Source organism: Legionella quinlivanii, assembly GCF_003265995.1.
Taxonomy (GTDB): Bacteria; Pseudomonadota; Gammaproteobacteria; order Legionellales; family Legionellaceae; genus Legionella_C; species Legionella_C quinlivanii_A.
In genome coordinates, this window is record NZ_MVJN01000012.1 from 51,719 (window position 1) to 78,231 (window position 26,513).

Sequence of the window (26,513 nt, forward strand, 5' to 3'; positions counted from 1 at the left end):
TGCTCCTCATTAAATACGTTTTGAATAAATTTGAATAAGATTATTCAAATTGACATAATTTACAAGTATGCAATACTACTTGTCAATCGCAATAGAATAAATTTATTAAATAATTTATGAAAGAAAATGACCTAATTACTAATCTGACTCATTTAATGCGTATTCATGGGAATTTGACGGTTAGTGAGTTAGCCAGATTAACTCAAATACCTCAACCAACCATTCACCACATTTTAGCGGGCTCAACAAAAAAGCCACGAAAGAAAGCATTATTGGCCATAGCTAATTATTTCTCCGTTACTCAAGAGGAGCTATTAGGCTTTACGCCAATGACAATAAAAATATCAGAGGAACTAAAATCTGATTTAAAGATACAAACTGTTCCTATCATAGATTGGGAACTATTAAAATCATGGCCCTCATGTTTTTCTGATGAAGATGAAACATTATGGATTAACCAACATGTCTCACAAGGCTCGTTTGCTCTGATTATGAATAACAGCTCAATGGAGCCATTGTTTCCTTTAAACTCCTTTTTAATATTTGATGTAGCAAAAATTCCAAAAGATAGGGATTTTGTAATTGTTTATAGAAAGGGAAGCGATCAAATTCTGTTTAATAGACTATTTATTGAGCAACAAAACAATTTCATCAAAATGCAAGAAACTAGTGAAAACATGAGCTTGGTTAAGCTCGATAATAAAGATGATAAGATTATTGGAATATTGATAGAGGTAAGAATCCAGTATTAAATCAACCTAACCTCCTTCATTTCTAAAACAAATGGATTAAAATTGGTGTGAATATCGTAATGATCTACATTTTCAATTTTTTTCAAATACTTAACTAAAATCCAAGATGGGAAGACCATAATTAGTGCACAACAAAATTTCCAAAAAAAACCGCATAACATCATCCAAAGTAAATCACCTCCTTTAATAACTCCAGAGTAATTAAGTAAATCAACAATTACTGTTAATATAGCTTGACCAAAAACTGTTGATAATAAACTTCTTAAAAGATAAAGCCGCCCCTTTAAACGAATTTTCCATTTCGCTAAGATGTAAATATTTGCGAATTCACCAACGAATAATCCAAGAAGCCCTGAACAAACATATCTCAGCGTTGGATCAAAAACAATTTTATAAGCTTCAACTCCAGTTAAAAACTCAGGAGCAGGCAAATGAGAAACGCCGATAACAATCAGTGAGAACAAAACCTCGGAAATGATTCCAATCCAAATGAATAAGCGTGGATAAGCATACCCATAAACCTCACCCACAATATCACATATGCAAAAAGTAAATGGAAAGATAAAAATTCCCCCTGGCTCAAGCATAGGCCCAATTTGAGTAATTCTACTAGCCAGACAGACAGTGGCGAGTAAGGCTGTAAGATACATTCCCAAGAGGAGTAGTGGATACTTATATTGACTTTTAGAACTTAATTTATCTAAGAGCATGCTCTGCAAATTATTTCTCCAAATGAGCTTTTGTATTTTTATAGTCTTTTACAGTGTCAGATACTCCTGCCATATATCCTACTCTGTTAGCATCAATTGGGTTCAGCTTAGAAATCAGATCTTTATCCCTAGAAATTTCTGTAGGGGTTCCTGTAATAGTTTCCCTTCCATTTTTTGATTTTAATTCAAGCATATACCCTTCCACCTCATCCCTCATTTGCTGGGTGATAATCGTGTAGTCTGGTTTCAATCTTTCAACGGTGGCTATATAAGTTAAAGTGCGAACTGTTTTTTTGTCTAAACACTCAATAAAATTGTTATCAACAACTATGTCACTAATATTTTTTTCAATTATATGCCTTTGAGATAGTTTAATGACTGCTTTTGTATATTTAGTTTTACTACACTCATACAAATCAACAATTTCAAATTGAGGTTTATCAACACGTTCACTAAAAAATTCTTTGATAGTAAGAACGATAATATTCCACCAGGCTAATGTACTACTCAACATGGAATTTTCCTTGCTCCTATAATTCCTACACTCTCTTTACCATATTCTGATAATATTAAGTCATCTGGAAATTGCTTCTTCCTGTTAATGTAAGTTGAATAATCTAAAATTAAATCTGCTCGCTCTAATGTTCTCTCAAGAACTTCTTTAGTCATCCAATGCACAAAAGATGGCAAGGAGCTTACTCTACCACTGCATTCATAATCGGCCGGATTAGTAATTTCCCCAGGCCATTCAATATTATCCTTTAATCTTTTCTCATACTCAGGCAAAAAGCTCTGCCAATTTTTCAAATATGGAGTTTCACAAATAATATATAACTTTCCACCCGGTTTTAATAATTTGGCCGCAAATGAAACCGCCTTATCTATTTTTTCTCCTTTAAAAAAATGTAAGACGCGACTAATTAATATTGCATCGAAATAGTTCTTGGGTAGGCTGAATAATTCATCTGGAAAATCACCTGGTATTAATATGAACTCAGAAGCATCTCCAGAGGCAGTGATGCCTTCTTTTGTCTGGTTCAGATGAAGTTGCTTAACTACAGCAAGATTTTCTGCAGAAATATCATTGCAAAAAACTTTAACACCCTTTGAACCCGCTAAAAGTGATGCAGCTCCAAAACCAGCTCCAATTTCCAATACAGCTCCATTGTTTTGATAGCATTGTCCAGCATGTAAAAGGAATTGCTCTGAAATAATGTCACAGGGTTTTACAACAAAACCGCCCAGCGGATTATGGGTTTTGATAAAAGCTTCGTTTGACTGTAAAAGCTGTGGTATAGCGACTTCAAATATTGAATTAGGTTTGACCAACACCTGATTTATATGATCTATGGTATATAAGGGGGAGGCTTTGAGAGCCTCTAAATTGACAAGCGTTGAACCTCCTGACTTGAGAGAGTTGCAAACTTGATTAATCTGAAAGCTAAATGTGAGAAGAAACGGGACTGTTGGCGTTCCATAATGATTAGACCATCTCATCATTCTAAGATTATTTAATTGTTCAGGAGAAAATAAAGTCCAAGAATGTTTATATAATCCCTCCAATAAAATAGTAAGACTTGTCATTTTTTCAATGGAACTAGTCAAATTACAGTCCAGAATCCGATTAATTGAATCCATTAAAAGATTGTACTTATTCTGATAATAGGCTGATATGATTTCTTCTATAATGTATTTAAACTCATACAATGTCATGAACTACATCCATTTACTACAGCTAGCGCAATCATAAATTCAAAGAAATGAATTTTCAACAAACACGAGAAAAATAATCCCAGGCCGAGATATTTATATCGTTTTTTTTTCAATCTTTATGCTAATCATATATTCTTTCACCATTTTTTAATGCAATTAAAGCAACCCGTTCTTAATTACTAATTTTCATTCTTTTACTGAAGTGAGCATTAATTTATATTAAAAATAATTTTATATGACATAACCCTGTGCAGGATGTTTGCGATAAACTTTAATCGCACTTCAGCAAGTACAATCTAGCAAGGCTGATCAAATCTTTCTAATAAAGCTAACTTCAATTTATCATAATACTCAAAGTTTTCGCTCATATAGATTTTTTTCTTATTTTGAAGTTTAATCAATAAATGATTCTTGTCCTGCATAAACAGATTTGAGTCTTCTGTGAAAAACCTAGTATTTTTTACTTCCTGGATTGAGATAATTTCGGAAAAAAAATACTTCTTAGTACATCCCGAAAAAAATCTAATTTTTATTGAGTTATTATCAATGCTCACATTCTGTGCCGTTTTAGTTGCAAGAAATATTGTTCGCATACTTAGTACAACAAAAGCCATCGCCAATAGAATACCCAAAATAATCACAATACGTTCAACAACATTCAAGCTGCTAGTAGAAAAGCATACGATTCCGCAAAAAAAGACGAGAATAAAAAATACACAAGAAGGGAGGGCCAGCCAAATTTGCCTTCCTTTTGAACCATAAATATGGTCAACAAAGTTTAATTCCTGATTGTCTAGTTTCAACCTCTGATTAATTTTTTCACCTAAAATAGCTTTCAGCTCACTGTATCCATCTACATTATCCCCTATGTAAACTTTCGATTTAGTCTTGAATGATAATTCTATGTGTTCACCGCCAACCTTAAAAATAGGTGATTCTGTAAACAACCAATTATTTTTTAAATAGGTTACGTCCAATAGTGTATCAATGTGGAATCGGTCCTTTCTTCCCAAAAATGATCTTAGACAGAGGTAATCTCCGTCTACTATAATTTCCTGGACACTTTTCAAAGCGAATAACAATGTACAGCTCACTCGGAAAAGGAACCAAGAAACCATTGAACCACCTATCAAATGAACCAAGGCGTCTTGGGCTTCAGAAATGTGTAGTAATGCATCAATGCATATTGTCATTATAAACAGAATAAAAAACAATGCAGGAAAAAACATCCATATCAAGAAGCCTTTTGGTCCTAGACTTACATCAACAAACTTAAGATTTTGTTTGGTAAATTTTGTCATAGAGCTCTTCCCCTATTTTTATGGATGGCGTTTCAGTTTGAAATCTCAGCATTGCCGCTGTAATTGCAGGCATGCCCCAAGTCCAAGCAGCCCCTAGGCTTGTAAAAGTAGCGTTTATGAAAACTTTTCCTAAACTTACAGGTTTCCCAGTCTTATACCAATCAACTCCTTGATTAGCGTAGCTTATGCCCCCACCTGCAAGAAAATTAATTTTAGTGGCAGTTGCTCTACTAGGATTTACTTTGCACCCGACAATCATTCCCGCAAATGTTGCCAGTATAGCTGTTTGTATAGGATGCTCATCCCCCGTTGACACAGCTGCACCATAAGAACTCCCACCAGCTATAGCTGCATTTGCTGAGTGTCTTATGATAGTTGCTTTATATGTTGAAATCACTTTTCCAGCCTTAGTTTTACTCAAAAACTTAACTGTTTTGATGAGTGGTTTGGCGAGGGGAATTAGGGATAGAAGGGCCATACTGCCGTTCATTTCCTGGAGACTTACCATGTCTCGGCCGGTATAAAACTCCATGCCTCCTTTAATTTGGCCTACTACGGGTATGAGATCAATTCCAAACGAGACGACATCTTCGAGCCAGCTGGGGGTATTGTCAATCGGTTCTGGTTTTAGATCTCGTAATATGTCATAAAAGTGGGATCTGACGTTATATTCTTTTTCCAGGTCATTCAGGCCTTGGGTTAAGCTGTTGTATCTATCCATTATTGAGTTCTTTCCATAATTGTACAGATCCGTGAGGGTGTTTCTTAAGTCTAATTCGTTGTTGGTTGCCAAGGATAATGGATCTGTTTGGGGAAGGATAGATTGGGCGGTTGAATTTTCGTTGAGATTCAGAAGGATACTCTCTCCATTGTCGAGATAGAGGGATTCAATGCTGTCTTCGGGGCTTGGACTTGAATCCTCTATGTTTAGCTCATTACTCTCAGAATCTTGAATTGCTGATTTCATAATGCCCTGACCTATGCTATCTCCCAGATTGTCTTCCAGTATCTGCAAAGTGTTGATGCTTTGGCCGGTCAGAAGGGCGTGGCTGCCTTGATTTAGTAATGAATTAAGCTCGGTGTTAATCATTTCGGTTTTATCGATTGCTCTTAAGGCATTACTGACTCTCCCCCCTGCCTCTCCTCCCATTAGACCTGCTGTGACGCCACTGGCGGCCAGCCGTTGCCAGTCGAAATGCTTTTGCTGGTTGGCAGCGAGCGTTATTCCCTGACTGAGTGCATTTTGACTCATCATTTCTGCTGCAGAGGAAAAATTGAATAGCGCAGGCGACTTGTCACTTAAAAAGCCGAGGGCATCTTTTGCCAATCCATCCATTTTCATGCCGCGCATTAAACCGGCACTTGCCATTGTGGCCAATGCGGTGGTCAATGCCGCACCCCAATGCATTCCTTCCTGTAAGCCGGCCATACTAGCAACACCCTGGCTGGCCATATTGCCAATAAAACCGGCACTCAAGCTTGCTCCTAAACTAACACCGAGAGAGGTTCCGCCCCACAGAGTGGATAATCCCAGTTTAAAGATACCTCCCAGGCCGTTAATCGCCAGAGCAGAAGGGGCAAAGATACTTGCAACGGCTGCCGCGGCCAAAACGGTAATAATAGTACCGACTACTGCAGTCAATACTTTGCCTAGTAATTTATGATGCTTCCGTTGAACGGGGGATGAGTCCGTTGATAAAGGCTTGGGCATGGGTGCTGTCGCACTGGTGTTGCCTATAAAATAATCTTCTCTGAGCACGTTGTGCGTATCGGCACTATTATGCTGATTGGAGAAAACAGGAGGCAGGACCAGCCGCTGTCCTGCGTGCATTTGTGAAGAACTTCCTGCCCGCTCCTCACGACTGGTGATGCCATTGGCATCTGCAATTAAATACCATAGGCTGCTATCGCCATAGACCTGAAGGGCGATTGACTCCAAAGTATCGCCTGCACTTACGGTGTAACTTCCTAAATTATCCTGAGGACTATTGGGGCTTATTGCATCATTCGGCTCGTTTCGGGCTTGCATGGATTCCGCAGTCGTTCTGCCGTTCTGAAAAAAGGCGTTGAAATTGCCATAACCAGCGCGGGGGTTCCATATCCAGGGGTTGGTTTTTTGTGCAGGCTGGGCGCTGCCTTCCGGAGTAAAACCGCCATAGACTGTCAGCGTTTGCTTGCCGGTGGTGGCATCCAGTTTTATATCCGCAATGTGTTTCCCATTCACACTGAGATAACTGGTTTTACCGGTTTGGTCTTCCCGCGAGCGGATGCCGTCCACAGCACTGCTGGAGTAATGTGCGCTGTTGGTTCTGCCGCTGGAGTCGGGCTGTTGATCGATGGCCTCCTGTAGTTGACCATTGACATCATAAATCCGCATGCTCAGACCGTAGGTTGAAGCCTGATTGTCAATACTCAATGTAGCCCGATCTTCCGAGCGGCGATAATCATCCCACCAGTCAAAACTATATACATGCGTGAGTGTATATCCCGCATTTTGCCCCTGTTTCTCCACCCGCAGCATTTCTGCAGTCAGGTTTTCTGCAACATCATAGTAGAACTTGTTTTGGCTCACCAGATGCTCAAGGTTTCCTACAGGGCGGGTGGTAGTCACATAATCCAAAAAGCCGTTTTTATAACTCGAGCGATTAATCTGGGCGACATTCCCCTTCGCATCAAAGAGGCGATCCTCAATGACCTGTCCCGCCTGATTATACTTTCTTGACTCCAGGGTTATATTATCTTTTTGCGTCCATTTCAGTTGATTGCCTTTATTGTATCCATATAAATAATGATGCAGGATCCCCTCCTCATATTTATCCGCACCGGTTAAATTACCAGCGGCATCATAATCAAGAAGGCTTCCCTGATCTTTATCAATTTGTATATTACCCTCGATCAATTTTCCTTTACTGATTTTAATGCGATTATTTTCATCATAACTGTAGTATTCATCACTACTGGCTTTTTCATATCCTCCATAGTTAGCGGTGATAAGACTATGCCTTAAATTACCGGCCGCATCGTATTGATAATCGATTGATAACAGGCTTTTATCCTGCTGCGGGAAACGGCTATCCACATCATCGGGATGGGCTCGCCTGACAGAAATTAATCGTCCAAGACGGTCATATTCATAATGATCAGACTCAAGCAACCAGCCGTCCTTTCCCGGATTGATACGAGAGCTTTGTTTGCTGCTGACATTTCCCTCATTGTCATACTGGTAATTCAACACCTCGCCGCGAGTGTTATCCACATATTGTTTAAGACTTCCATCGCCCTGGTAATGATATTCTATCGAGCGTCCTGAACCCGATTCCGAAAGCAGCAAACCGTTACGGTTATACCGATAAGTGGTCTGGTGCTGCCCCAGATCAGTGTGCGAAATCAGTCGCCCATCCTGATAGCTCCAGCTTTGAACATGGCCAAGCTCATCCGTTTCGGCCAGTTTATGACCGGCATCGTCATAGCTCATTGATCGCCAATACCCAAAGGTATTTCGTTTGCCAATTAAATTTCCCAATTCATCATACACAAACAAAGAAGCATTGTTTTCGCCATCTGTTTGCTGCAGAAGCTGGCCAGCCTCATCGTAGAAATATTGCTGTTTACTTCCCGAAGTCTGAATGCCGGTCAAACGATTCGCTTTGTCGTAAAGATAAACCGTAGAGCCGCCCAACTCATTAATGCTCTCTTTCAGCCGGCCGAAAATATCATAGTATTTCTGCCTCAGCCCTCCTTTCCCATCCCTTTCCTGTATTACATTCCCTGAGGCATCCAATACTTTTGTTACCCTATGTCCATTGGCATCCGTAAAACCGATCAATCGACCGAGGCGATCGTAGGCATAGAACAGCCGAGGATTGATTAATCGACCGACACCATGCTCATCATAGGCCATTACCTCGAGGAGGTCCTGTTCAGTGAGCTGGTTTAAGCCGTTATACTGATAGTTCGTTTCATAGCCATTGGCATTACGATGGCTTAACACATTTCCCCAGCGATCATAGCTATACGTCTGATTTATGATTTTCAAATGGACACTATCGTTAATCGTTAGCGGATTTTCTGTCGACTCACGGTTTTGCGCCAGCAAATTGCCCAGTTTGTCATAAAGATTATTCTGCCGCTGAAGATCAAACTCCCAAGATTCCGTTTGAAAAGATCGCGCAGTTTCAAACTGTTTATCCGACAGATCCAAGCCATCTTCTCCGGCAACCGCGCGAAAGGCGTTGGTAGAGGTTATGATTTGCGTCACTTTGTCGCTCAAATCATAGATGAACAATTGATAATAGCCCGCGGAGTTAGTGCGCCATAAACGCCCCGCCTGATCGTAGTCATAATGGATATTAAGTTGTCCATTAATTCCCTTATGAGCCACTTCGCCAAACACATTATATTGGCTATCCTCACAGGCCCAGTCCCCATTGGCTTTTCGAGTAGCCGCTCGCAGCAAATGGCCGCCGGCATCATAAAAATAGCGCTTGTCAATAAGCCGCTGGCTTCCGTCAATCTGGGAAAGTAACTCCCAGGCACGGGCTACATTCCCTTGTTCATCATAGCTATAAAATTTAAAATGCCCCATCGCATCCTGCTGCAGGAGCAATTGATCATTGCTGTCATAAAAATCAAGCGTATGGAGGTCATTGGCTGATGCTGCCGGGAGAATAAAACCCTCACTGTCGAGTTTGGCTCCATTCGCATATTGAATAGTTTCGATAAGATGCCCAAGGCCATCATAAGTATACGAGACAGCAGCACGTCCAGATTGTGTTTGCGGGCCCATTTTGGCTTTTAACTGCCCAAGCGCATCATAGCTGAAATAACTGCTCTGCCCCTCGGCATCGGTCATTTTTACCAGGTGCCCCATACTGTCGTATTCGTAGGAATTAACAATATCAGCGGTTAAATTCACCAGTTGTCCATTGCTATTCAACTGTTGATACGTCACCTGACGCTGTGTTTTTTTCTGAACTCTTCCCAAAGCATCATATTGATATAGAAACACTCGATCCAAACTGGTACTTACCGGTGATTTAACATCAAAGTCATCAAAACAACTGGCTCGCTCGGCATACTCGGTTTGCTGGCTTAATTCACCAAAGGCATTGTATTGATACCGGGTTAAATAATTTTCATCATTTAGTTCTCCAGTGAGCAAGCCATCTTTATCGTAGTATCGACGGCTGGAAGCATAGACTCCCTCGTGCAGCAAAACAGCGGTATTGATGACTTCTCCGAAGGCATTGTACTGATAACGAGTTGTTGGAGTAGAGAACTCATAGCTGCGGCTGGACGAGTTGAATGACCGCATACTGTCTTTTTCTGTCTTAATTAGCCGATTCAGCCGATCATATTGATAAAACTCATGGCGATCCAGGACGTTGGTTTTACGAGCATCGGCAAGCTCTGTACCGTTTACCTCACTACCGGGCTTGAGGTAAATACCTGTGGCGTAAGTGGTTTTTCCAGCCAGCTGGCCCAAATCATTGTATTCATACTCAGTTAAAGCGCCCAATTGATTCAGTGAAAACCGTAAATGCCCTTCGCGATCATAGGTAAAATATTGCCAGTTACCAGCCCGATCAGACTGTGCCTCGACCTCACCGAAAGCATTGTAACGAAATGTTTCGTTCAAAGTTTTCCTTAGTTCCTGCCGGTTCATTGAGCCGTTCAAGTCGGCTTTATTGATGGCTACATCGGGATAACTGATTTGTACACAATGATTGTTTGCATCAAAAGTATACTCACGAATTTGGCAAAGTCCTTCTACATCCTTGACCGTTTTAATAATATTTCCAAAGTTATCGTACAGGTTTCGAGTTATGATCGAACGGCGCTGCGATTGATAACCCAAGGCGACATCGACTTCGGGGGAAATGGTGGTAATTAATTGATTGGACGCATCGTACTCGTAACACCAGATCGCTTTATTCGCTTCTGTTTTGGAGAGGAGATTGCCATTGGCATCATAGTCATATACTGTCTGCTGATTTTCGGCATCTGTTTTATTCGTCAGGCGCCCATTGCTGTCATATTGATAAGCCGAGGTTCGCCCCTGGACGTTTTGCAGCGCCAAGCTCTCTTCAGAGTATTCTGATAGATTGAGCCTGGCGGCATAGCTGGTTTCGGAGATGATATTTCCAACCGCATCATATTGTCGGCCAATCACACGTCCCTCGGCGCTGATTCGATAAATTTCCCGGCCAGCCGCGTCAAACACTGAACGAGTAATACGATCATAACTATCTGATTTGAGAGCAGACAGCCAGTTTTCATCCAATACGCTGCTTACTGGTTTTGCAAAACCCTGCGTGGCAATAAGATTACCCAGACGATCATATTGATATTTAACGGCAAAGCCTTCAGCATTTAACTCAGCAAGCAGTCGGCCTGCCTGATCATAGCTATAACGGCTGGTTTGATCAGACTGCAGATTTCTGGATATCGATTTTTCAATCTCAGCCTGATTGAATTGATTTAAATCGAAGAGAAAGCGATTGGCAAATCGGGTTTTAGAAACCACTTCGCCAGCTTGATTATATTTAAACTCAGTCAGATGATGTTCGTCATCCAGCTGATAACACAGGCGGTTTAAACTGTCATAGGCCAGATGCTGTATCCGACCAGCTTCCGTTTTTCCAAAAACCGGAATGATACCGTTCTTTAAATCCTCAAGTGATGCCGGTTTTGCATAACGTATTATCCTAGTGGCATTCCCTTGCACATCATAGGTGTATGCAGTCGCATAACCCATTGGATCAAAGCTTAATAGCACATGTCCATCGGAATCAAATTGCTTGAAGCTGTAGCGATCCGCACTACTGCTTTTAAGCAGCAGTTTCATGTCATTTTCTGTAGCCGCTGCATTTAGCCGCACTTCATTGGCATATTGGATAGTGCAAATATTGCGGCCATTCAGATCATATTTAAACTCAGTGACACAGCCCCGCGCATCAATCTGGAACCGGCATTCATCCATGACATCATAGATCCAATACCGGGTATTGCCCCGAGGATCAGTTTCACTGCAGAGATTGCCCTTGGCGTCGTAGGTATATTGCGTCACCAGGGACAAACCTTCAGGATCAATTATTTTTTGGGTACAGCGTCCTAAAGCATCCCATTCATAGGCAGTAATCTGGTTTTTGCCGCAGGAATTAAGGATTGTTTGCCTGGTCAGCTGGTTCTGACTGTCATATTCATACTCGGTGATTAAATTCAAACCCAAAGGATCAATGCAACTACGAATGCAATTTCCAGCATTGTCGTAGCGGTATTGTTTAACAATCTGATCAGGGCCAATGACCTCCAGTTGACGACCTATACCATCAAAATGATAGCGCGTGCTGAGATTCAAACCCTCAGGATCGATGGTTTTACTCAATACTCTTCCCGCCGCATCATAACTGTATTGAGTAATACGGCCGTCTTTTGATTCCTTGATTAATTGCCCGGCGCGGTCATAGGTATAAAAAGACTGAAGACCCAAGGGTCCATTTTTTTCGATTAATTGCCCATTCACATCATATGTGAAAGAGGTAATCGCACCATTGAAGTCAGTAAAGCTAATCTTGTCGCCAAAGGCATTAAATTCTGTCTTGACTTCTCTGCCTTTATCCGGCTGTCTGATAGTTACACTGCGGTTGCTATCATCATATTCATAAATGGTCCGCAGCTGATCAAATTCATACACTAGCCTTGAAAATGCGTCATAGCGCATGGTTTTCTCTTTACCTTTCGGATTGATGACGGCGGTGCATTCCCCTCGCTGGTTGTATTTATAACTGGTCTTATTTTGATTGGCGTCAACTGCGATCATCAGCCGCCCAAAACGATCATAACTCCAGGATTGCGGCTTATAAATTCCTGTGACACTGTCCTGCTGCAAAACCAGAAGCCCCCTCTTATCATAGAAATAATTGATTGTGAGCGGGGATTTTCCCTGTGCATCCTGAATCAATTGTTCCACTTCGCCAAAGGCATTGTAGCGGGTCGCTGTTTCCAGGCGAGAACCTTTACAGGTTCTGATGACCTGACCGAGATGATTGTATTCGTACTCGGTTACTTCATCGGCGGGATCTTTGTGCAATGTCAGGTAATCGTGCAAATTGCCAGCATTCATTTCAGGAGGCAGATTTTTAAAATGTTTGCTGTATTGAATGTAATGGGTCAGATTCCCAAAGTCATCGTATTGCTGTTCCCTGATTTCCCCATCGGCATTGATAATAAAGGCCAGCCGTCCCTGCTCATCGTAAACATAGCGTTCTGTTTGCCCAAGCGCATTGATTTTCGTCAGTAAGGAATCATTATTACTGTAACTATAATGGATAGCATGCTGCTGCCAGATAGCGGCGATTTCTTCTTTTGAAAGCTCGATGTTGCGCAATAACTTTTCGCCTTCTGCACTGAGACTTGCTATCAGTCGGCCTCGCTCATCGTATTGATAGCGTGCACCGCGACTTTGATCCCGGAAACGATCGAAAGCTCTTTTTTCGAGCATTAAGCCGCTATTGTCGTAGAAATAATTTAAGGTTAAACCGCCTGACTGATTTTCCTCGATTAATAACTGCCGTTCGTCATAGCGATAACTGGTTATCCTGTCTTTGGGATGACAGTTGGGTTTTTGATCCTCCCAGGATTTATCAAAGCTCAAACGCAATGGCTTGGATAAAGCGGTAAAATATTGTCTTTTTTCAAGCAACATACCCGCGTTATTGTAGTAATAACTGGTGGCAAACCCTTCGCCATCAATATCCGCTTCCTTTAAACCAGCCGAATTATAAAATGAGTAATTAACAATGTCTTTGTCGGAAACAGCCGGCTCAATCTCCCCCCAGAATTTCAGATCGCTGGTAATTGCCTTGTTATAAAATTTACGAACTTCAATACAGTTTCCCAAGCGATCATACTGATAGCCGATTGCAGCTCCCTCAGCATTAATTTCGGCCTGCAAACGCCCGGCAATATCATAATAGTATCGGTAGCGCCGATCATTAGCATTTTCAACCGGGGTTATCGTTCCCGATTTTATAGCATCAAACAAATTAGTTATTGCTATACGCTCTGCATAGGCGATTTTTTCGGTCAATTGGCCTTGTGCATCGTAGCGATAACCAATAATTGCCCCGGTGGCATCGACCTGATAAGCAATTTGATTGTATTGATTATAAAACGTCCAGTTATAGCGATCTTTACTTGAGTGAGTTGGACGAATTAGTTCTAGCTCAAGACCGCCAAGCTGCTGTTCATTTACTTTTTGGGCGTATTCGATGGACTGAATCAAACGGCCCTCGGCATCGTAGCGGTATTCCTTTAAATGACCATTGTTATCGACTTTAGCGCAAAGCAACCCTGCCTTGTCATACAAATACCAGCTTTTCCGTCCTTCCCAGTCAGTTTCCGAAATCAGACGCCCTGCTTTATCATACTCAAACCGCTGTACTCCGAAATCACGGTTATTAGTACCCAGCTGCTGCTTTGACAAAAGAAGCCCGCTTCGATCATAGAGATAAAGCGTTTTTAGACCCCTGCTGTCTGTTTGAATTATTCGTTGATGACTGTCGTCATATTCATACTGATTGATAAGACCCAAATTATCTCTGGAACAGGTGAGACGACCCAAATCATCATAAAAAAAATAGGTTTTGTTATCACCCCATTCAGTGGGTACTGTTTTTTCAATCAAACGTCCGCGCGCATCATATTGATAGTAAGTTCTTAATGCATTTTGCTCAAAACCGTTTCCTGCAGCGTCCACTGATTGATAGTGGATTTCCTGCTGCAGTTGTCCGCGCCAATCATATTGATATTCGACCAGGCTGATTTGCGCGGCAGGCTGGCGTTTGCTCCAGGACTCTAAATCATTTAAATCAGGTTGGCTTAAATTCGAAAAAAGGCTTAAATCAAAAGCTGATTTTAAATAGACGCGGCGATTGAGGCATGCACCCGCCTCGTTATAGCGATATTCAGTAACCGTTCCATTATCAGAAATTGCAAAGCGCAAATGCCCCTTCGAATCATAGATATAATGGGCTGTCGCTGTTTGTCCTGGATGGTTATTTCCGTTAAATATGGATGATTTGCTTTCAGACAAGAGGCGATGCTCGGCGTCAAAGGTTCTTTGAATAATCTGTCCATCAGGTTCCTCAGTACGTATACAGTCTCCTGCCTCATTATAAATAAAGTTCCATGCCAGTCCGCCCTTCACAATACGACTGAGATAATTGCCCTGGTATTGATAACTGATTGTATGATTGTCCGGACCTCTGATTTCTGTGAGACGATCCTTATCATCAAATGAATAGCACCACGTTTCCCCCAATTGATTGCTTACTTTTGTACAGCCCGGCTCATAATTGAATCGAGTTATCCTGCCCTCTCCATCGGACATACTGCTTATCCGGTTCTGCTCGTCATAGCTAAAATGCAGCGCACAGCCATCGCTCTGTCGGATTGATTCGATGAGATCGGAATCATCCTGATAATCGTAAGCCACCCAGGAGCTCTTGCCATCCCCCTGATCCTGGATAACTAATCGAAGACGGCCGGAGTCGTCATAGCTATAGTGGAGGTGATGGACTAGCAAACCCTGATCATAAAAACTGATATCCTGTAGCAATCCCTGCTGGAATTGCCAATGGATATTTTGCTGGCCAGTGCAATCAAATATATCGCTTAGCTGGCCATCGTTATACACATAATTCAAGCGATGCCCATCCCGATCGCTCCAGGCTGTCAGCAATCCTTCCGTATTGTATTCACAACTGACTGCGGATGCGCCTTGAGAATATGACCATCCATTGCCTGTCCATTGTATCCTTTCAGTACCGCCGTCCTCGGGCAGATAGGTCTTGCTCGCCGAATCAAAAACAAAGCGAGTGTGATGGCCATCCTCACCGATTCGGGTCAGGCTCCCCCCCGCACTGTTTGGCTCGCCATCGATAATCAGATGAGTTTGGGTATTAAACAACCAGCGATCTGCTTTTTTTCCTTGAGCGTTATAGGTTGAAAATAAGTTGAAACCGATTCCATGACTCGCCAGGAAACCATCGGATTGTTTTAATATCAGATTGCCATTAGCTGCATTGATATACAATGAAAGGCCGTTCTGGCCAAAAATAGCATTGCCCTGTGGACCGTAAGCACCTAATTGGCTCAAAGAGGAGCCTTGCAGGCCCAAGCCTGTACCTGTAAAAATCTGCGACATTTCTCTTCCTTTTGTCTACAAATTGTTTGCGATGTAAGATTTGCCTTCCAGACTTATCGGACATCGCCAGCATCAGAATACCAAACCGTTAAAAAGGCCTGGATTTTCCAAACTGGGCTAACAATACAGGGAGGTACTATTTTTAATAAAAGAAGAGATAAAGTTGAATAGAAAAACGTGATAAAGAGGACTTGCAAAGCTCATGATTGTTCCTAATTTCCATAAACATATCCGGTAACAGCGGCATGATAATGAAAGTATTTTTGGAAATCAATTCTGAAAAAATGCCCAGTCAGGATATAAAATGCCACTGTGCACACAACAGATATTTTATGATTATTTAAAGCGCATTTTTGGCAGATTTAAGGTAATTCCGGGGGCTTATTTCCAGGAAGAACTCTGGTTACATTTTTTTCCTCTGAACTCCAGAACGTGACGTTTATGACCGAAGAGATCTCATTTGTTTTGACAGCAACCGTTTCTTCAGGTTCTTGGCTCACTGGTTCAGCCACTTCTTCAGAATCATCCGTTAAAGCTTCATCAGAAGACGAGCAAAAATTCAGGATGAACCCATCGTTAACGTCCTGATTATCACGTAGAAAATCAGCCTCCTGTTGGATAGAACTTTGCTCCTGCGCGGCATATTCTTCTTCAGAGAGAAGCAATTGCTTCCTGACAATATCCCCGATGTGATCTGCGGTGTAATGCGAAGCCTGATAGCCGCCGTGGCCATCGTAAATACCAGACATCCCGCAAAAAGACGCGTATTTACCGCTACGTTTCACAATTTGAACCGATACGGATATGTTGTCCTGAGACCCCCGTTCAAGAGCCTCCCGAGTGAGGTAACTGGCTATTTCTATAGGATCACAGCGTCCCGGTTTACCCTTGTTCAAAGCCCTTAAGCAAGAATCTAATAATTCTTCATGGCTCTCTTGCGTGTCATCTTCAGCCGCATCGGTAAACCCATCACAGCTGCTAATAAGGTGTACACTGTATTCGTCTGGAATATCCCCAACATAGGTAATCATTAAATCAGGATCTGGAATGATCCCCTTAATGTCTTTATCACCAAAGGCTCGCGAAATAGCTAATCTTCCCTGCACCCGCCCTTCCTCAACATCGATGCATGAACCTGCTGCGTAAATCCTGTCTCGCTCAGATTGCACCTCTGGTTTATGGACGCGTTGATTGAGCCTGCGCACACCAACAAGCTCCCCATTTTCATCATAAATAGCAACAAAAACTGCCGCATCAGCGACTAGTGCGCTAATCAGATAGTCACGCTTAAAAATGGTGGTTACAGCGGTAGTGCCGCTTTGATTTATTGTGTTTAAAATTTCTCTGTTAATCAGACGATAAGAGGTCCATAACCGTTGAGCTATCTGAAGCGGTGTCAGATCCTGGAATATAGCCGGCTCGAAAACTTCCCAGGCTAAAGCATCTTCCTGTTCTTCTCTATGACCCTTTATTTCGTGATACCCAAAGCCATAGAGTAGACTTTCGCCTTGGCTATTGATTACAGGTTTTGAAACAATCCTTTTCTTACTCAGGTCATGCATTTAGTTATCTCAATGTCCATTATTTACTACATTATACCAAATTTTAAACATAAATATTGGCGAATATAAAATTTTTCCAAATGCATGAGGCGGTGAGATGAGGGCATTGATATACTTCAGAATACGCTTCCATTCTGTTTTGGTTCATTTATGAAAGAAATTGTACTGGCCACTTCCAACCCAGGGAAAATTAAAGAAATTCAAGCTATTCTTTCCCCTCTTCAATGCTTAAGCATGGCTGATTTTGAAATCAAAAGCCCTGAGGAAAACGGTTTAAGCTTTATTGAAAACGCCTTGATTAAAGCTCGTCATACCAGTGCACAGTCAGGAAAAGCAGCATTGGCGGATGATTCGGGGCTGGTGGTTCCCGCACTCAATGGTGCGCCTGGTATTTATTCTTCCCGGTATGCGGGAGAAGATGCAACGGATGGCGATAATATCCAGCAGCTCTTGCACAATATGAAGGATTTGAAGCAAGAAAAACGACAAGCGTATTTCTTTTGTGCTATTGCTATCCTGCGTTTCGCAGATGATCCCGTACCTCTTTTAGCTTATGGCAAAATCGAGGGGCAGATCATTTTTGAACCCAGAGGAAGCAAGGGATTTGGTTATGATCCAATATTTTATATTCCAGAGCAGCAGTGCACTGCCGCTGAATTATCTCCTGAAATAAAAAACAAAATCAGTCACCGGGCACGCGCCTTATCTCAGCTTCGGGATCAGCTGAAGGAGCTGCTATGATTACCAGCATCCAATCATTCAATGAACTCTCAACCCAGGATTTATATGACATTCTGCAATTGAGAAATGCTATATTTATAGTGGAGCAGCAATGTCCATATCAGGATCTGGACTATAAGGATCAGCAGGCCTTACACCTGTGTATGCGCGAAGGCGAGACTTTATTAGCCTATGCGCGAATTCTACCCGACTATGATGCCAATATCTTAAGTTTTGGCCGTATTGTCACTGCCGCAATCGCGCGAGGCCAGGGATTGGGGAAACAATTGCTAAGCAATGTCATGGATTATCTGCAAACTCATTTTGCCGGCAAAATGGTTCATATTCATGCGCAGTTTTATTTAAAACGCTTTTATGAATCTTATGGATTTTCGAGTGAGGGAGAACCTTTTGATGAGGATGGAATCCCGCATATTTTAATGGTCAGATCACTATGAATGATGATGAACTATTTGAGAAAGCTTACTCGCTTCATTATGGGGGACAATTACCGCAGGCGATTACCCTCTACGAGCAGCTGCTCAATATCAATCCTCAGAATGAGCGCGCCCTGCAGTATTTAGGCTTAGCCTATGCACAGTTGGGCGATATGGCCAATGCGGTGCTCTTCATGAAGCAATCTCTGCAATTAAAACCTGATAATCCGGTGCTTCTTAATAATCTGGGCAATGCATATAAAAATATACATGATTTTGATCAAGCCATTTCCCATTACAAGGAAGCACTTCATTATAATAATGAGTATGCCCAGGCCCACTGTAATCTGGCAGGTGTCTATGCTATTCAGGGAGATTATCTTCAAGCGCTAGAGCATTATCGCCAGGCTGTTCATGCCGAGCCTGATTTTATACTGGCTCACTTTAATTTAGGCTTGTTATTACTAAAAAATAATCAGTTAACCCCTGCAAAAATTCAATTTAAAAACGTCCTGGCATTGGATCCTTCTCATGTTGAGGCGCAATTCTATCTGGGCGTACTGGAACTCGAAGCCAATCGACTGAAAGAAGCAGAACATGCTTTTCAAACCGTTTTACAGGAAAATGAAAATCATGTGCAGGCGCTGACTAATTTAGGGGTGGTCGCCTTGAAGCAGAATAATGGACAGTTAGCGGTTGATTATTTCACACGTGCACTAACTATTGATAATGATCACATTGAAGCACGCAACAATCTGGCCGCGACATTTATCCATCACGACCGCTTCGAAAATGCATTAATGCATTATGATGTTTTGCTGCAACAGTTTCCTGATAATAGTGAATACTTATACAACTCAGGCGTTGCGCAAATGGCTTTAGGTCATTTAAACGAAGCCATTGCTCATTTTGAAAAAATTCTCGAAACAGATCCACGTCACTTTGCCGCTCTTAATAATCTCGCCGCTATTTATCTCCGTCTTGAAGATAAAGAACGGGCCAAAAAATTACTGCAGCAGGCCTTGCTTGTCGAGCCCGATGATAAATCAAGCCGGCATATGCTGAATGCTTTGATGAATAATCAACGAGCGGAAACAGCGCCAGAATATGCGGCCAATTTATTCAATAATTACGCGCTTTATTACGATCAGCACCTCAAGGATTATCTTGGTTATTCTTTACCAGAACGAATTCGAAAATTCCTCAAAGAGGCCGATATTCAGATTGTCGAACGGGTATTGGATTTAGGCTGTGGAACCGGACTTTCCGGAGCCAGTATTCGTTCATTTTGCCAGAAATTAATCGGCGTGGATATCGCTGCAAAAATGCTCGCTCAGGCGCATGAAAAAGGGATTTATGATCAGTTGGTTGAAGATGAAATAATCCATTTTCTGAAAAAAGATACAGCCTTGTATGATTTGATTATTGCCGCGGATGTCCTGCCTTATTTTGGCGATCTTTCCGGGTTATTTGAGCTAATCAGTCAGCATTTACTCACAGGAGCCTATTTCATTTTCAATACCGAAATCAGCTTCGAACCGCCCTGGCAATTACAGGCGAGCGCACGTTTTAGTCATCATCTGGACTATTTAAAGCAATTAGCCTTAAAATCTCATTTTCGCTGGATAAAACAAGAGGAAATAGCCAGCAGAAAACAGGAAGATAAACCACTGTTGACCCGTCTCGTTATTCTTCAAAAAGAAGAAGCACAAAACGAAACTTCCCAGGTATGTTATCCTGAGCGTAGCTAAGGATCTCAAACTGCTTGGAACTGAGCCAGATTCAGGGGATCCTTCACTACGTTCAGGATGACGTTTAGAAGATGGTTCAGGATGACGTTTTGAGGATGGTTCAAGATGACGTTGAGAGGATTGTTCAGGATGACGGTATCTGGGGGTGTCGTAAAGATATTGTAAAATTCTGCAGCTCATGTGAAGTTGCATTGGCTTTTTAAATATAATTTCAAACATTGCTAATCAAGTTTAAATCAGGATGCCCCATGCCAGAAGCCCAGCAAAAGACTACCCCAAGCCTGAACGAGAACGCCTCAAGCTCCTCTATCACCATGGTTTTACAACGATTCAGGAAAAGTGAAGAAGAAAAAGAAGCGGCCGCGGAGTCAGCTAAAGTACGCTGCAAGACCTGTTTTAAAGAAATTGCGCCAACTCCCCGTTGTTTTGGACATGGCGGGGGCGGCGGTGGCGGCGGGACTGAAGAGTCATCAGAGAATACCAGCAGCCAAAACCTTGAGTTATCACTGACAAATTTATCTCCCTTAGCCGATGATGAAGATTTCCTGGTTGAGTTTACTCCAATAGAGAATAGTGAAGAAGCTGAGTCAGATGAGGAACTATTTGATCCCGCGGTAATTGCTGAGTTAATCGAGCAAGGCTTATTGCTGGTCCATACTGATCCTAAATCGCTGACGTTGACTATTAAGCTTCAATGCGAGCCAGATGCTTTATCTGAAAAGCAAAGAAACGAATTAAACAAGTTTATGACCGCAGTTATTAAAGAGTTCAATTCATTTAAAAAACAACATCATTTAAGTGATGATTGCATCCACCTGGTTGAAGATACGAAGAAAAATATACTCTCCTTACGTATTAATCTTCCTTCCCGTTCCTTATACGATGCCTTTATTCAACAGTTAGCGAACAATCTCTTACCGGTTCCGAGACCCGCAGTAATCAATGAGAAATCGCGCGAGGAAAAGAAGGGTTTAGTTTTATCGCCATTGGCGATGGAACCCAAACCCGATTTGAAGAAGGACGACGTAGAGCAAGACAAAGAAAGGGCAGAAGATAAGCTGACAAACTTTAATCCCTCACCTTTTTCAGTCGACTGTAAGCCCTGGTAATCCAGGATTTACATTAGGTTCTGTGAACCTGGCTAAGAGGGGGCAATGGTGCTGGAGTTGCTGGCGGCCTTCCCTTCTTTTTCCGGCTTTCTGCGTTTGGGACTGGTCTGTAAAGGGCTATCCCAATGCCCATCGCTTTCAATTTCAATATCCCCGGATTCCCTTTTAGCATCCACCCCCATTTTTGCAGTCATCTTTTGATAAGAGCTTGAGGGAGTATTCTCTTTATTGGCCGCCTTCCATAAGTCACGATAAAATTGGCAATTCCCTATTAACTCCTCATGGGTTCCCTCAGCTATGACCCTTCCGCCGTCGATTACAATAATCCTATCGGCAAAATCCCGTGCTTCGCTCAATTCATGCGTAATCATCAAAGCCGCATAGGGCTTGAAATATTTCTTAAAGGCCTCCATCACTTTTCTTGCTGAGGTAGCATCCAGAGCAGATGTAATTTCATCAAGGAGAAAAATACCGTCCCTATTTTTCATTAAGCCGCGAAGGATAGCAATCTTCTGTTGCTCGCCCCCTGATAAGCCCTGCCCCTGGTCACCCACATCCGTGTCCAGTTTACTGGACAAGCGATTTAAGAGTTCATCAATACCCAATAATTCAGCCAGGTTGAAGATTACAGTATCCACATCCTCCACCGGCTCCTGAGCACCAAACAGGATATTCTCTTTGACTGATCCTTTAAATAAGCCCGCCTTTTGAGAAAATAAGGTGATAAAAGCCTGCCGCGCCCGAAGGCTTATACCATCGACATCCTGCCCATTAATATAAATAGAGCCTCCACTTTGTGTGGAATGGCCAAATAACAAATTGAAAAGGGTACTTTTACCCCCGCCACTGGCACTGACAACCGCAACCCACTCTCCTTTTTGGATCCTGGTTGAAATCCCTCTTAATATTTTGCGCTCTTGCTCATTATCCTCGTTTTTGGGATATCTAAAGCGAATGTCTTTAAACTCAATGGCGGGATGATCGTTTTCAGTTAAGTCCAGTTTTACATCAGGATGTTTGTCTATTATCTGCTTGCTGTTATCTATAAATTGACCATAGACCGTTTGTAAGTCTGGCATTAAAGACAATAGACGCGTGAAAGCCGCCCCAAAATCGGGGGCCATCTGGCATAATTGATTGAGATAGCCAAGGATGAAGATAAAGCTTTGAGGGCTAAGCGCTCCTTCTCTTAACTGATAGGCGGCATAAACAGCGCCCAAGAGCATACCTGTTCTCGAGATTGCGGTATATCCCTGGCTGGTTCTATGCTTTATTTTATCCATTTTAATCAGTGCTTCACCGAAGGTTTTGTTTGCCCCTGAAACAAGCGCCCTGGCAGCAGCTTTTTTATCAAAATTGTCTATTATTCCCTTGTTGGCCAATGCGCCAAGAAATGTTTCCCATACTTTATTATTTTTCTGTATATATTCTGATTTCGCCTCGACTATAGTGTTCACCCTGGTAGCAGCAAAAAGCCCACAGGCAGTAAAAATGGACACGGCACTGATTCCCAAAGCCGCGGAGTGAGTCAATACTGCCATGAGGGCGCTTCCCAGAATAGCTATATCGGCGGCACTGAGCGTCTCGCCGAACAAGGCTTCAATCAGCTCCTCAATACCCATGCTTTTTTGAATAAGCTGTATCTGAGGATATGAACCGAGCCGAATGCTCTCTTCAAGAGTAAGCCCTACTTGTCTTTCAGTTGCTTCAGTGACCACCCGTTCAAAGGTATCCGCACGGGGCCCTGTGAGAAGTATTTGCGCCTGTGTTTTAGCAAGTCCTCCTAGAGCATAAATGCAGGTAAGTGCTGCAACAAGGGACTCAACTGAATACTCTACCCCCATTATTTCAATTGATTTTTCATCCGTGAACGATGCCTCGGCAATTTTCGCGAACAAAAAAGAACTGGACCCATTTGCAAGCGCCTGAATCAGATTCATGACTTGCGCAAGGCTTATGTCCGGAAGATTTTTTCCAGTACAAATATAAGAAATGAAATAGGAAAATGCACCCCAGAGTGATGCCTTTTTTTCAGGAGCAGGAGCAGACTTTGCTCCATCCAGAATAGGATTGGATTCTCCTGAACTTTCAGCCTGAGGGGGATTATTTTTCTCTAAATTATTTTCAATGTCGTCATCGAGTTCATCAATGAGATTAGACCGACCGCCAAACATAACAAACGATTTGACCCATTGCACAATTCGCATACGCACTCCTGACTTGCCCCCCTATCTCCTGGGAATGGCATTATAATGACCTGTATGAGCAGCAATAGTACCTTGCCACAATTGATTTGTAAAAAAAATCGGCATTACTTTCAACTAGCTCCAATTCCATGATTCACTGCGGCTGATTTCGGACTATACTTCGTTTAAACAACAAGGACAGGACAGCTATGAAAGGTTTTTTTGGACCAGCGAGCTGGGAAACACGCCTTCGACAATTGCAGATCAATCCTGATGAAATCAATGAGCGCGATCTGGAAACAATTATCAATTATTTTCGCAGAAATATTAAAAGTGATTTACAGCCCCAGCAAACTATCACCGCCCTTAAACACTTGTATGAAAGTTATGAGCGAATAAAAAATAAAAACGCTTTGGATGAAACCCTTGATTTCGATTCATCTCTGATAGTATTCAGCTATGCTGCTAAAAATGGGATGGATCGATTTCTGATACAGGCCTGGCCGCACAGTAATAACGAGGTCAGGAAAAACTGCCTGCAACATGTGAATAACTTTAATAATTCAGCGCTGCATCTGGCTTCAATTAATGGTCATCCTCGGGTCATACGGTTTCTGCTGCAACTGAATATGTCAGCCATGCAAGCGAATATGGCAGGTAAGCTGCCAATCATGCTGGCTTTGCAATGCCACAATACCGCCATGCGACAAGAGTGTTACCGAGAGTTCTCTCATACCTTGCCTGAAATTGTTCAGCGATTGGATGCCGCAGGTGAAAATATCCTGTTCTATTTGCTGCGAGCCCAAATGGAGGATGAAGCATTGGACGCGCTTCAGAAAAATCCGTCGGCATTGCAAGCAATCAATGATGAAGGCGAAACATTACTGCATGTGGCCTTGTTACTTGGATTAAAAAAAATATATCAGCCCTTGTTAAGAAATAGGGCGATGGTTGAACATCGAACGCTTCACAATCAAACTATTCTGCATTATGCCGTAGCCGGAGGTTATGTTGAAGCAGTGACAGCGGTGTTAACGAGTAAATTCAATTTAATTGATAAGCAAGACCGTAAACTCAATACTGCTCTTCATTTAGCTGCCGGGCAAAGCAATGGAAAAATGATTGAACTACTTCTTGCACATGGTGCAAGAACCGATTTATGCAATGAGCATAATAAGCTGGCAGCCGATCTTGCATCCAATGAGTATCAGCATCTGTTACAAAATAGAACACCCGGTATGAGTATTCATTAATAGCAAACCTGAATCCGTATTCTACACTGTAGTTAAGGGAATGAATCGGAGTATGTATGCTCACACCAATCCAGACGTCCGGAAAACTGGCCGAAATAAACACACTGAACTCGCTTATCCGTTTGTATGATCAGAAAAAGTCAGACAGGCGGGAACAGGCTATGCTTCTGGCGCAGATACATACTTTATCTGAAACAGTTTTTATAGACATGCAAACGAAACATGACCCTAACTTTGTGGATAAAGATATCGATAATTATCTTAATTGGTATTCAAGCAGCCTGGTGATGGAGGAACTCGCATCTTTTGAAACAAGCGTTTTCCCCGGAACCTCTGGCGAAAAAAGCGTTCTGGAATTGGCGCAGCATCCCACACCTCTTCCAACCGTTAAAGAGTGGACGAAGCACACAACGCCTCGGAATTTTTTAGCTGCAAGGAATGAATTATATGAAAAAATAGACCCTTTACTGCTGGCGGTTCACCAGCAACGTACAGGGCAGCATGAGAGTGAGCAAGCGAAGATCAGTTACTACAATGCCCTTGAACAACTGAAAAATCATATACTGCTTCAGCTAAACCACCCTACTGAAACCAATAGAAAGCCAGTTGCCCAGCATCGGCTGCGTAATTTATTGAGTGCCGTTCTTTTTGAAATGAATTATATTTTTGAAACCCTGGAAGATAAAAAAGTTGAGCTCGAACATCAGAAGCATGTGGCTGCCGAACTATTGGGCTCCCGCTCTCCTCAGAATCGAGCACTGCTGGAGCTCTCAAAACAATTATCCAGCAACCAAATGGATATTATACCTGGTTTTGAGACTAAGCGATTGGGGCCTCAAGGGGGTGGCAATAACAAAAACTGGGTGACCACCAATCTGGAAACAGGTCAATCTTATTTAATCCGCATGGCTGACGGGAATGATTACAAACCCGGTGTGATTAACCAACTACGCCGGGATCCAGAGATTAGCAAGTTTCTTACTCAGGATTATTTGCGTGCAGTCACCCCTTTATTGGCAATGGGGAACAATAATCTGATCACCGTATCTGAATTTTGCCAGAATGGTGATATTTTACGATACCAATCCCGGCACGCCAAAGCAACGCCCGAGCTTTCAGTGAGCATGGCTTTGCAAAGAACTCTGGAGGTTGCGGAATTTGTTGCTCTGTTGGCTAAGAAAGGCTATGGTCATCCGGATATTAAGGCAGAAAACTTTTTAGTCAATGACCAATTGCAGCTGGCGGTTTCTGATATAAAATTTATTCGCCCTTTAAAAGCTGATGGCACATTGGAAAAATATGAAGAAGTGAATACTACTTATTCTTTTGCCGCACCCGAATATCTTAGGGATCTATCAAGCAATGTGCATATAAACATGGATAAATTTTCCAGCTATCAGCTGGCTGTGATGTTATACGACTTACTGACCATGCAGCAAGGCGATGAAAAATTATCCTGGGCCTCAAAACTTCAGCTTGCAGGCTGTGACTCAACGGTCAGTAATACAGCGGATGCCCTTGACTTTTCAGCGGAAGTTTTCCAAACCGAGCCAGGAAAGGCAGCTAGAGAACTCATTCAAATGAGCTTGCAGGCTAATCCAGAATTACGACCCGGAGTTAATGATTTTATGAGTTACTTAAATCAAATTTCTCTTATTCAAGACTCAGAAATAGCAGAGGATTTGCCTGCAAATATGAAGCCGACAACAGCGCCTGCAAGTTTGATTATGAAAGAAAATCTGAATCAATTAAAAAATCAGGGTGCTGAGCAAAGCCTCTCATACGAGCACTCAAATAAAATTATGTAATA

The 26,513-nt window shown here is 42.2% G+C and carries 14 protein-coding genes; 7 read left to right on the plus strand and 7 right to left on the minus strand.

Features of this window, described 5'->3' with window-relative positions:
- Positions 1–116 precede the first annotated feature (116 nt).
- On the plus strand, positions 117–752 hold the full coding sequence (locus B1207_RS14085) for a LexA family protein (protein WP_112220542.1): 636 nt from the start codon (positions 117–119) through the stop codon (positions 750–752).
- Here B1207_RS14085 and B1207_RS14090 read toward each other — a convergent pair.
- From B1207_RS14090 to B1207_RS14115, 6 genes are all read right to left on the minus strand, one after another.
- Positions 749–1,402: a queuosine precursor transporter gene (locus B1207_RS14090; RefSeq protein ID WP_253255875.1), complete on the minus strand. Its 654-nt coding sequence runs from the start codon at positions 1,400–1,402 to the stop codon at positions 749–751. The genes B1207_RS14085 and B1207_RS14090 overlap by 4 nt on opposite strands.
- A gap of 70 nt (positions 1,403–1,472) precedes the next feature.
- The gene (locus B1207_RS14095) at positions 1,473–1,976 is read right to left on the minus strand and encodes a hypothetical protein (RefSeq protein WP_112220544.1); all 504 of its coding nucleotides are present in this window, start codon (positions 1,974–1,976) and stop codon (positions 1,473–1,475) included.
- Positions 1,970–3,175 carry a class I SAM-dependent methyltransferase gene (locus tag B1207_RS14100; protein ID WP_112220545.1) on the minus strand — a complete coding sequence of 402 codons (1,206 nt, stop codon included), beginning with the start codon at positions 3,173–3,175 and terminating at the stop codon, positions 1,970–1,972. The genes B1207_RS14095 and B1207_RS14100 overlap by 7 nt, the downstream gene beginning before the upstream one ends.
- Before the next feature lie 296 nt (positions 3,176–3,471).
- On the minus strand, positions 3,472–4,476 hold the full coding sequence (locus tag B1207_RS14105; protein ID WP_112220546.1) for a hypothetical protein: 1,005 nt from the start codon (positions 4,474–4,476) through the stop codon (positions 3,472–3,474).
- A complete protein-coding gene (locus B1207_RS14110) occupies positions 4,448–15,685 on the minus strand; it encodes a LysM peptidoglycan-binding domain-containing protein (protein WP_112220547.1) in 11,238 nt (3,745 codons plus the stop codon). Before B1207_RS14110 ends, B1207_RS14105 begins: the two co-directional genes overlap by 29 nt.
- A gap of 362 nt (positions 15,686–16,047) precedes the next feature.
- Positions 16,048–17,247 (minus strand): PP2C family serine/threonine-protein phosphatase, encoded by a 1,200-nt coding sequence (locus tag B1207_RS14115; RefSeq protein WP_112220548.1) that lies wholly within the window; start codon positions 17,245–17,247, stop codon positions 16,048–16,050.
- Between the two features lie 150 nt (positions 17,248–17,397).
- On the opposite strand from B1207_RS14115, the gene rdgB reads away from it, so the two are divergent.
- The 4 genes from rdgB (at position 17,398) to B1207_RS14135 (ending at position 21,264) form a co-directional block, all read left to right on the plus strand.
- Positions 17,398–17,988 carry an RdgB/HAM1 family non-canonical purine NTP pyrophosphatase gene (gene rdgB / locus B1207_RS14120; protein WP_112220549.1) on the plus strand — a complete coding sequence of 197 codons (591 nt, stop codon included), beginning with the start codon at positions 17,398–17,400 and terminating at the stop codon, positions 17,986–17,988.
- Positions 17,985–18,425 (plus strand): GNAT family N-acetyltransferase, encoded by a 441-nt coding sequence (locus B1207_RS14125; RefSeq protein WP_112220550.1) that lies wholly within the window; start codon positions 17,985–17,987, stop codon positions 18,423–18,425. The genes rdgB and B1207_RS14125 overlap by 4 nt, the downstream gene beginning before the upstream one ends.
- Complete coding sequence (locus B1207_RS14130; RefSeq protein ID WP_112220551.1) at positions 18,422–20,155, plus strand: tetratricopeptide repeat protein; 1,734 nt, start codon at positions 18,422–18,424, stop codon at positions 20,153–20,155. The genes B1207_RS14125 and B1207_RS14130 overlap by 4 nt, the downstream gene beginning before the upstream one ends.
- A gap of 248 nt (positions 20,156–20,403) precedes the next feature.
- Complete coding sequence (locus tag B1207_RS14135; RefSeq protein ID WP_112220552.1) at positions 20,404–21,264, plus strand: hypothetical protein; 861 nt, start codon at positions 20,404–20,406, stop codon at positions 21,262–21,264.
- Positions 21,265–21,296: 32 nt separating this feature from the next.
- Here B1207_RS14135 and B1207_RS14140 read toward each other — a convergent pair whose 3' ends face one another.
- The gene (locus B1207_RS14140; RefSeq protein WP_112220553.1) at positions 21,297–23,471 is read right to left on the minus strand and encodes an ATP-binding cassette domain-containing protein; all 2,175 of its coding nucleotides are present in this window, start codon (positions 23,469–23,471) and stop codon (positions 21,297–21,299) included.
- A gap of 188 nt (positions 23,472–23,659) precedes the next feature.
- Between B1207_RS14140 and B1207_RS14145 the strand changes: the two genes are divergently transcribed.
- Positions 23,660–24,703, plus strand: coding sequence for an ankyrin repeat domain-containing protein (locus B1207_RS14145; protein ID WP_112220554.1), 1,044 nt, complete (start codon positions 23,660–23,662; stop codon positions 24,701–24,703).
- 56 nt (positions 24,704–24,759) lie between these two features.
- Positions 24,760–26,511 (plus strand): protein kinase domain-containing protein, encoded by a 1,752-nt coding sequence (locus tag B1207_RS14150; protein WP_112220555.1) that lies wholly within the window; start codon positions 24,760–24,762, stop codon positions 26,509–26,511.
- Positions 26,512–26,513: the final 2 nt, after the last annotated feature.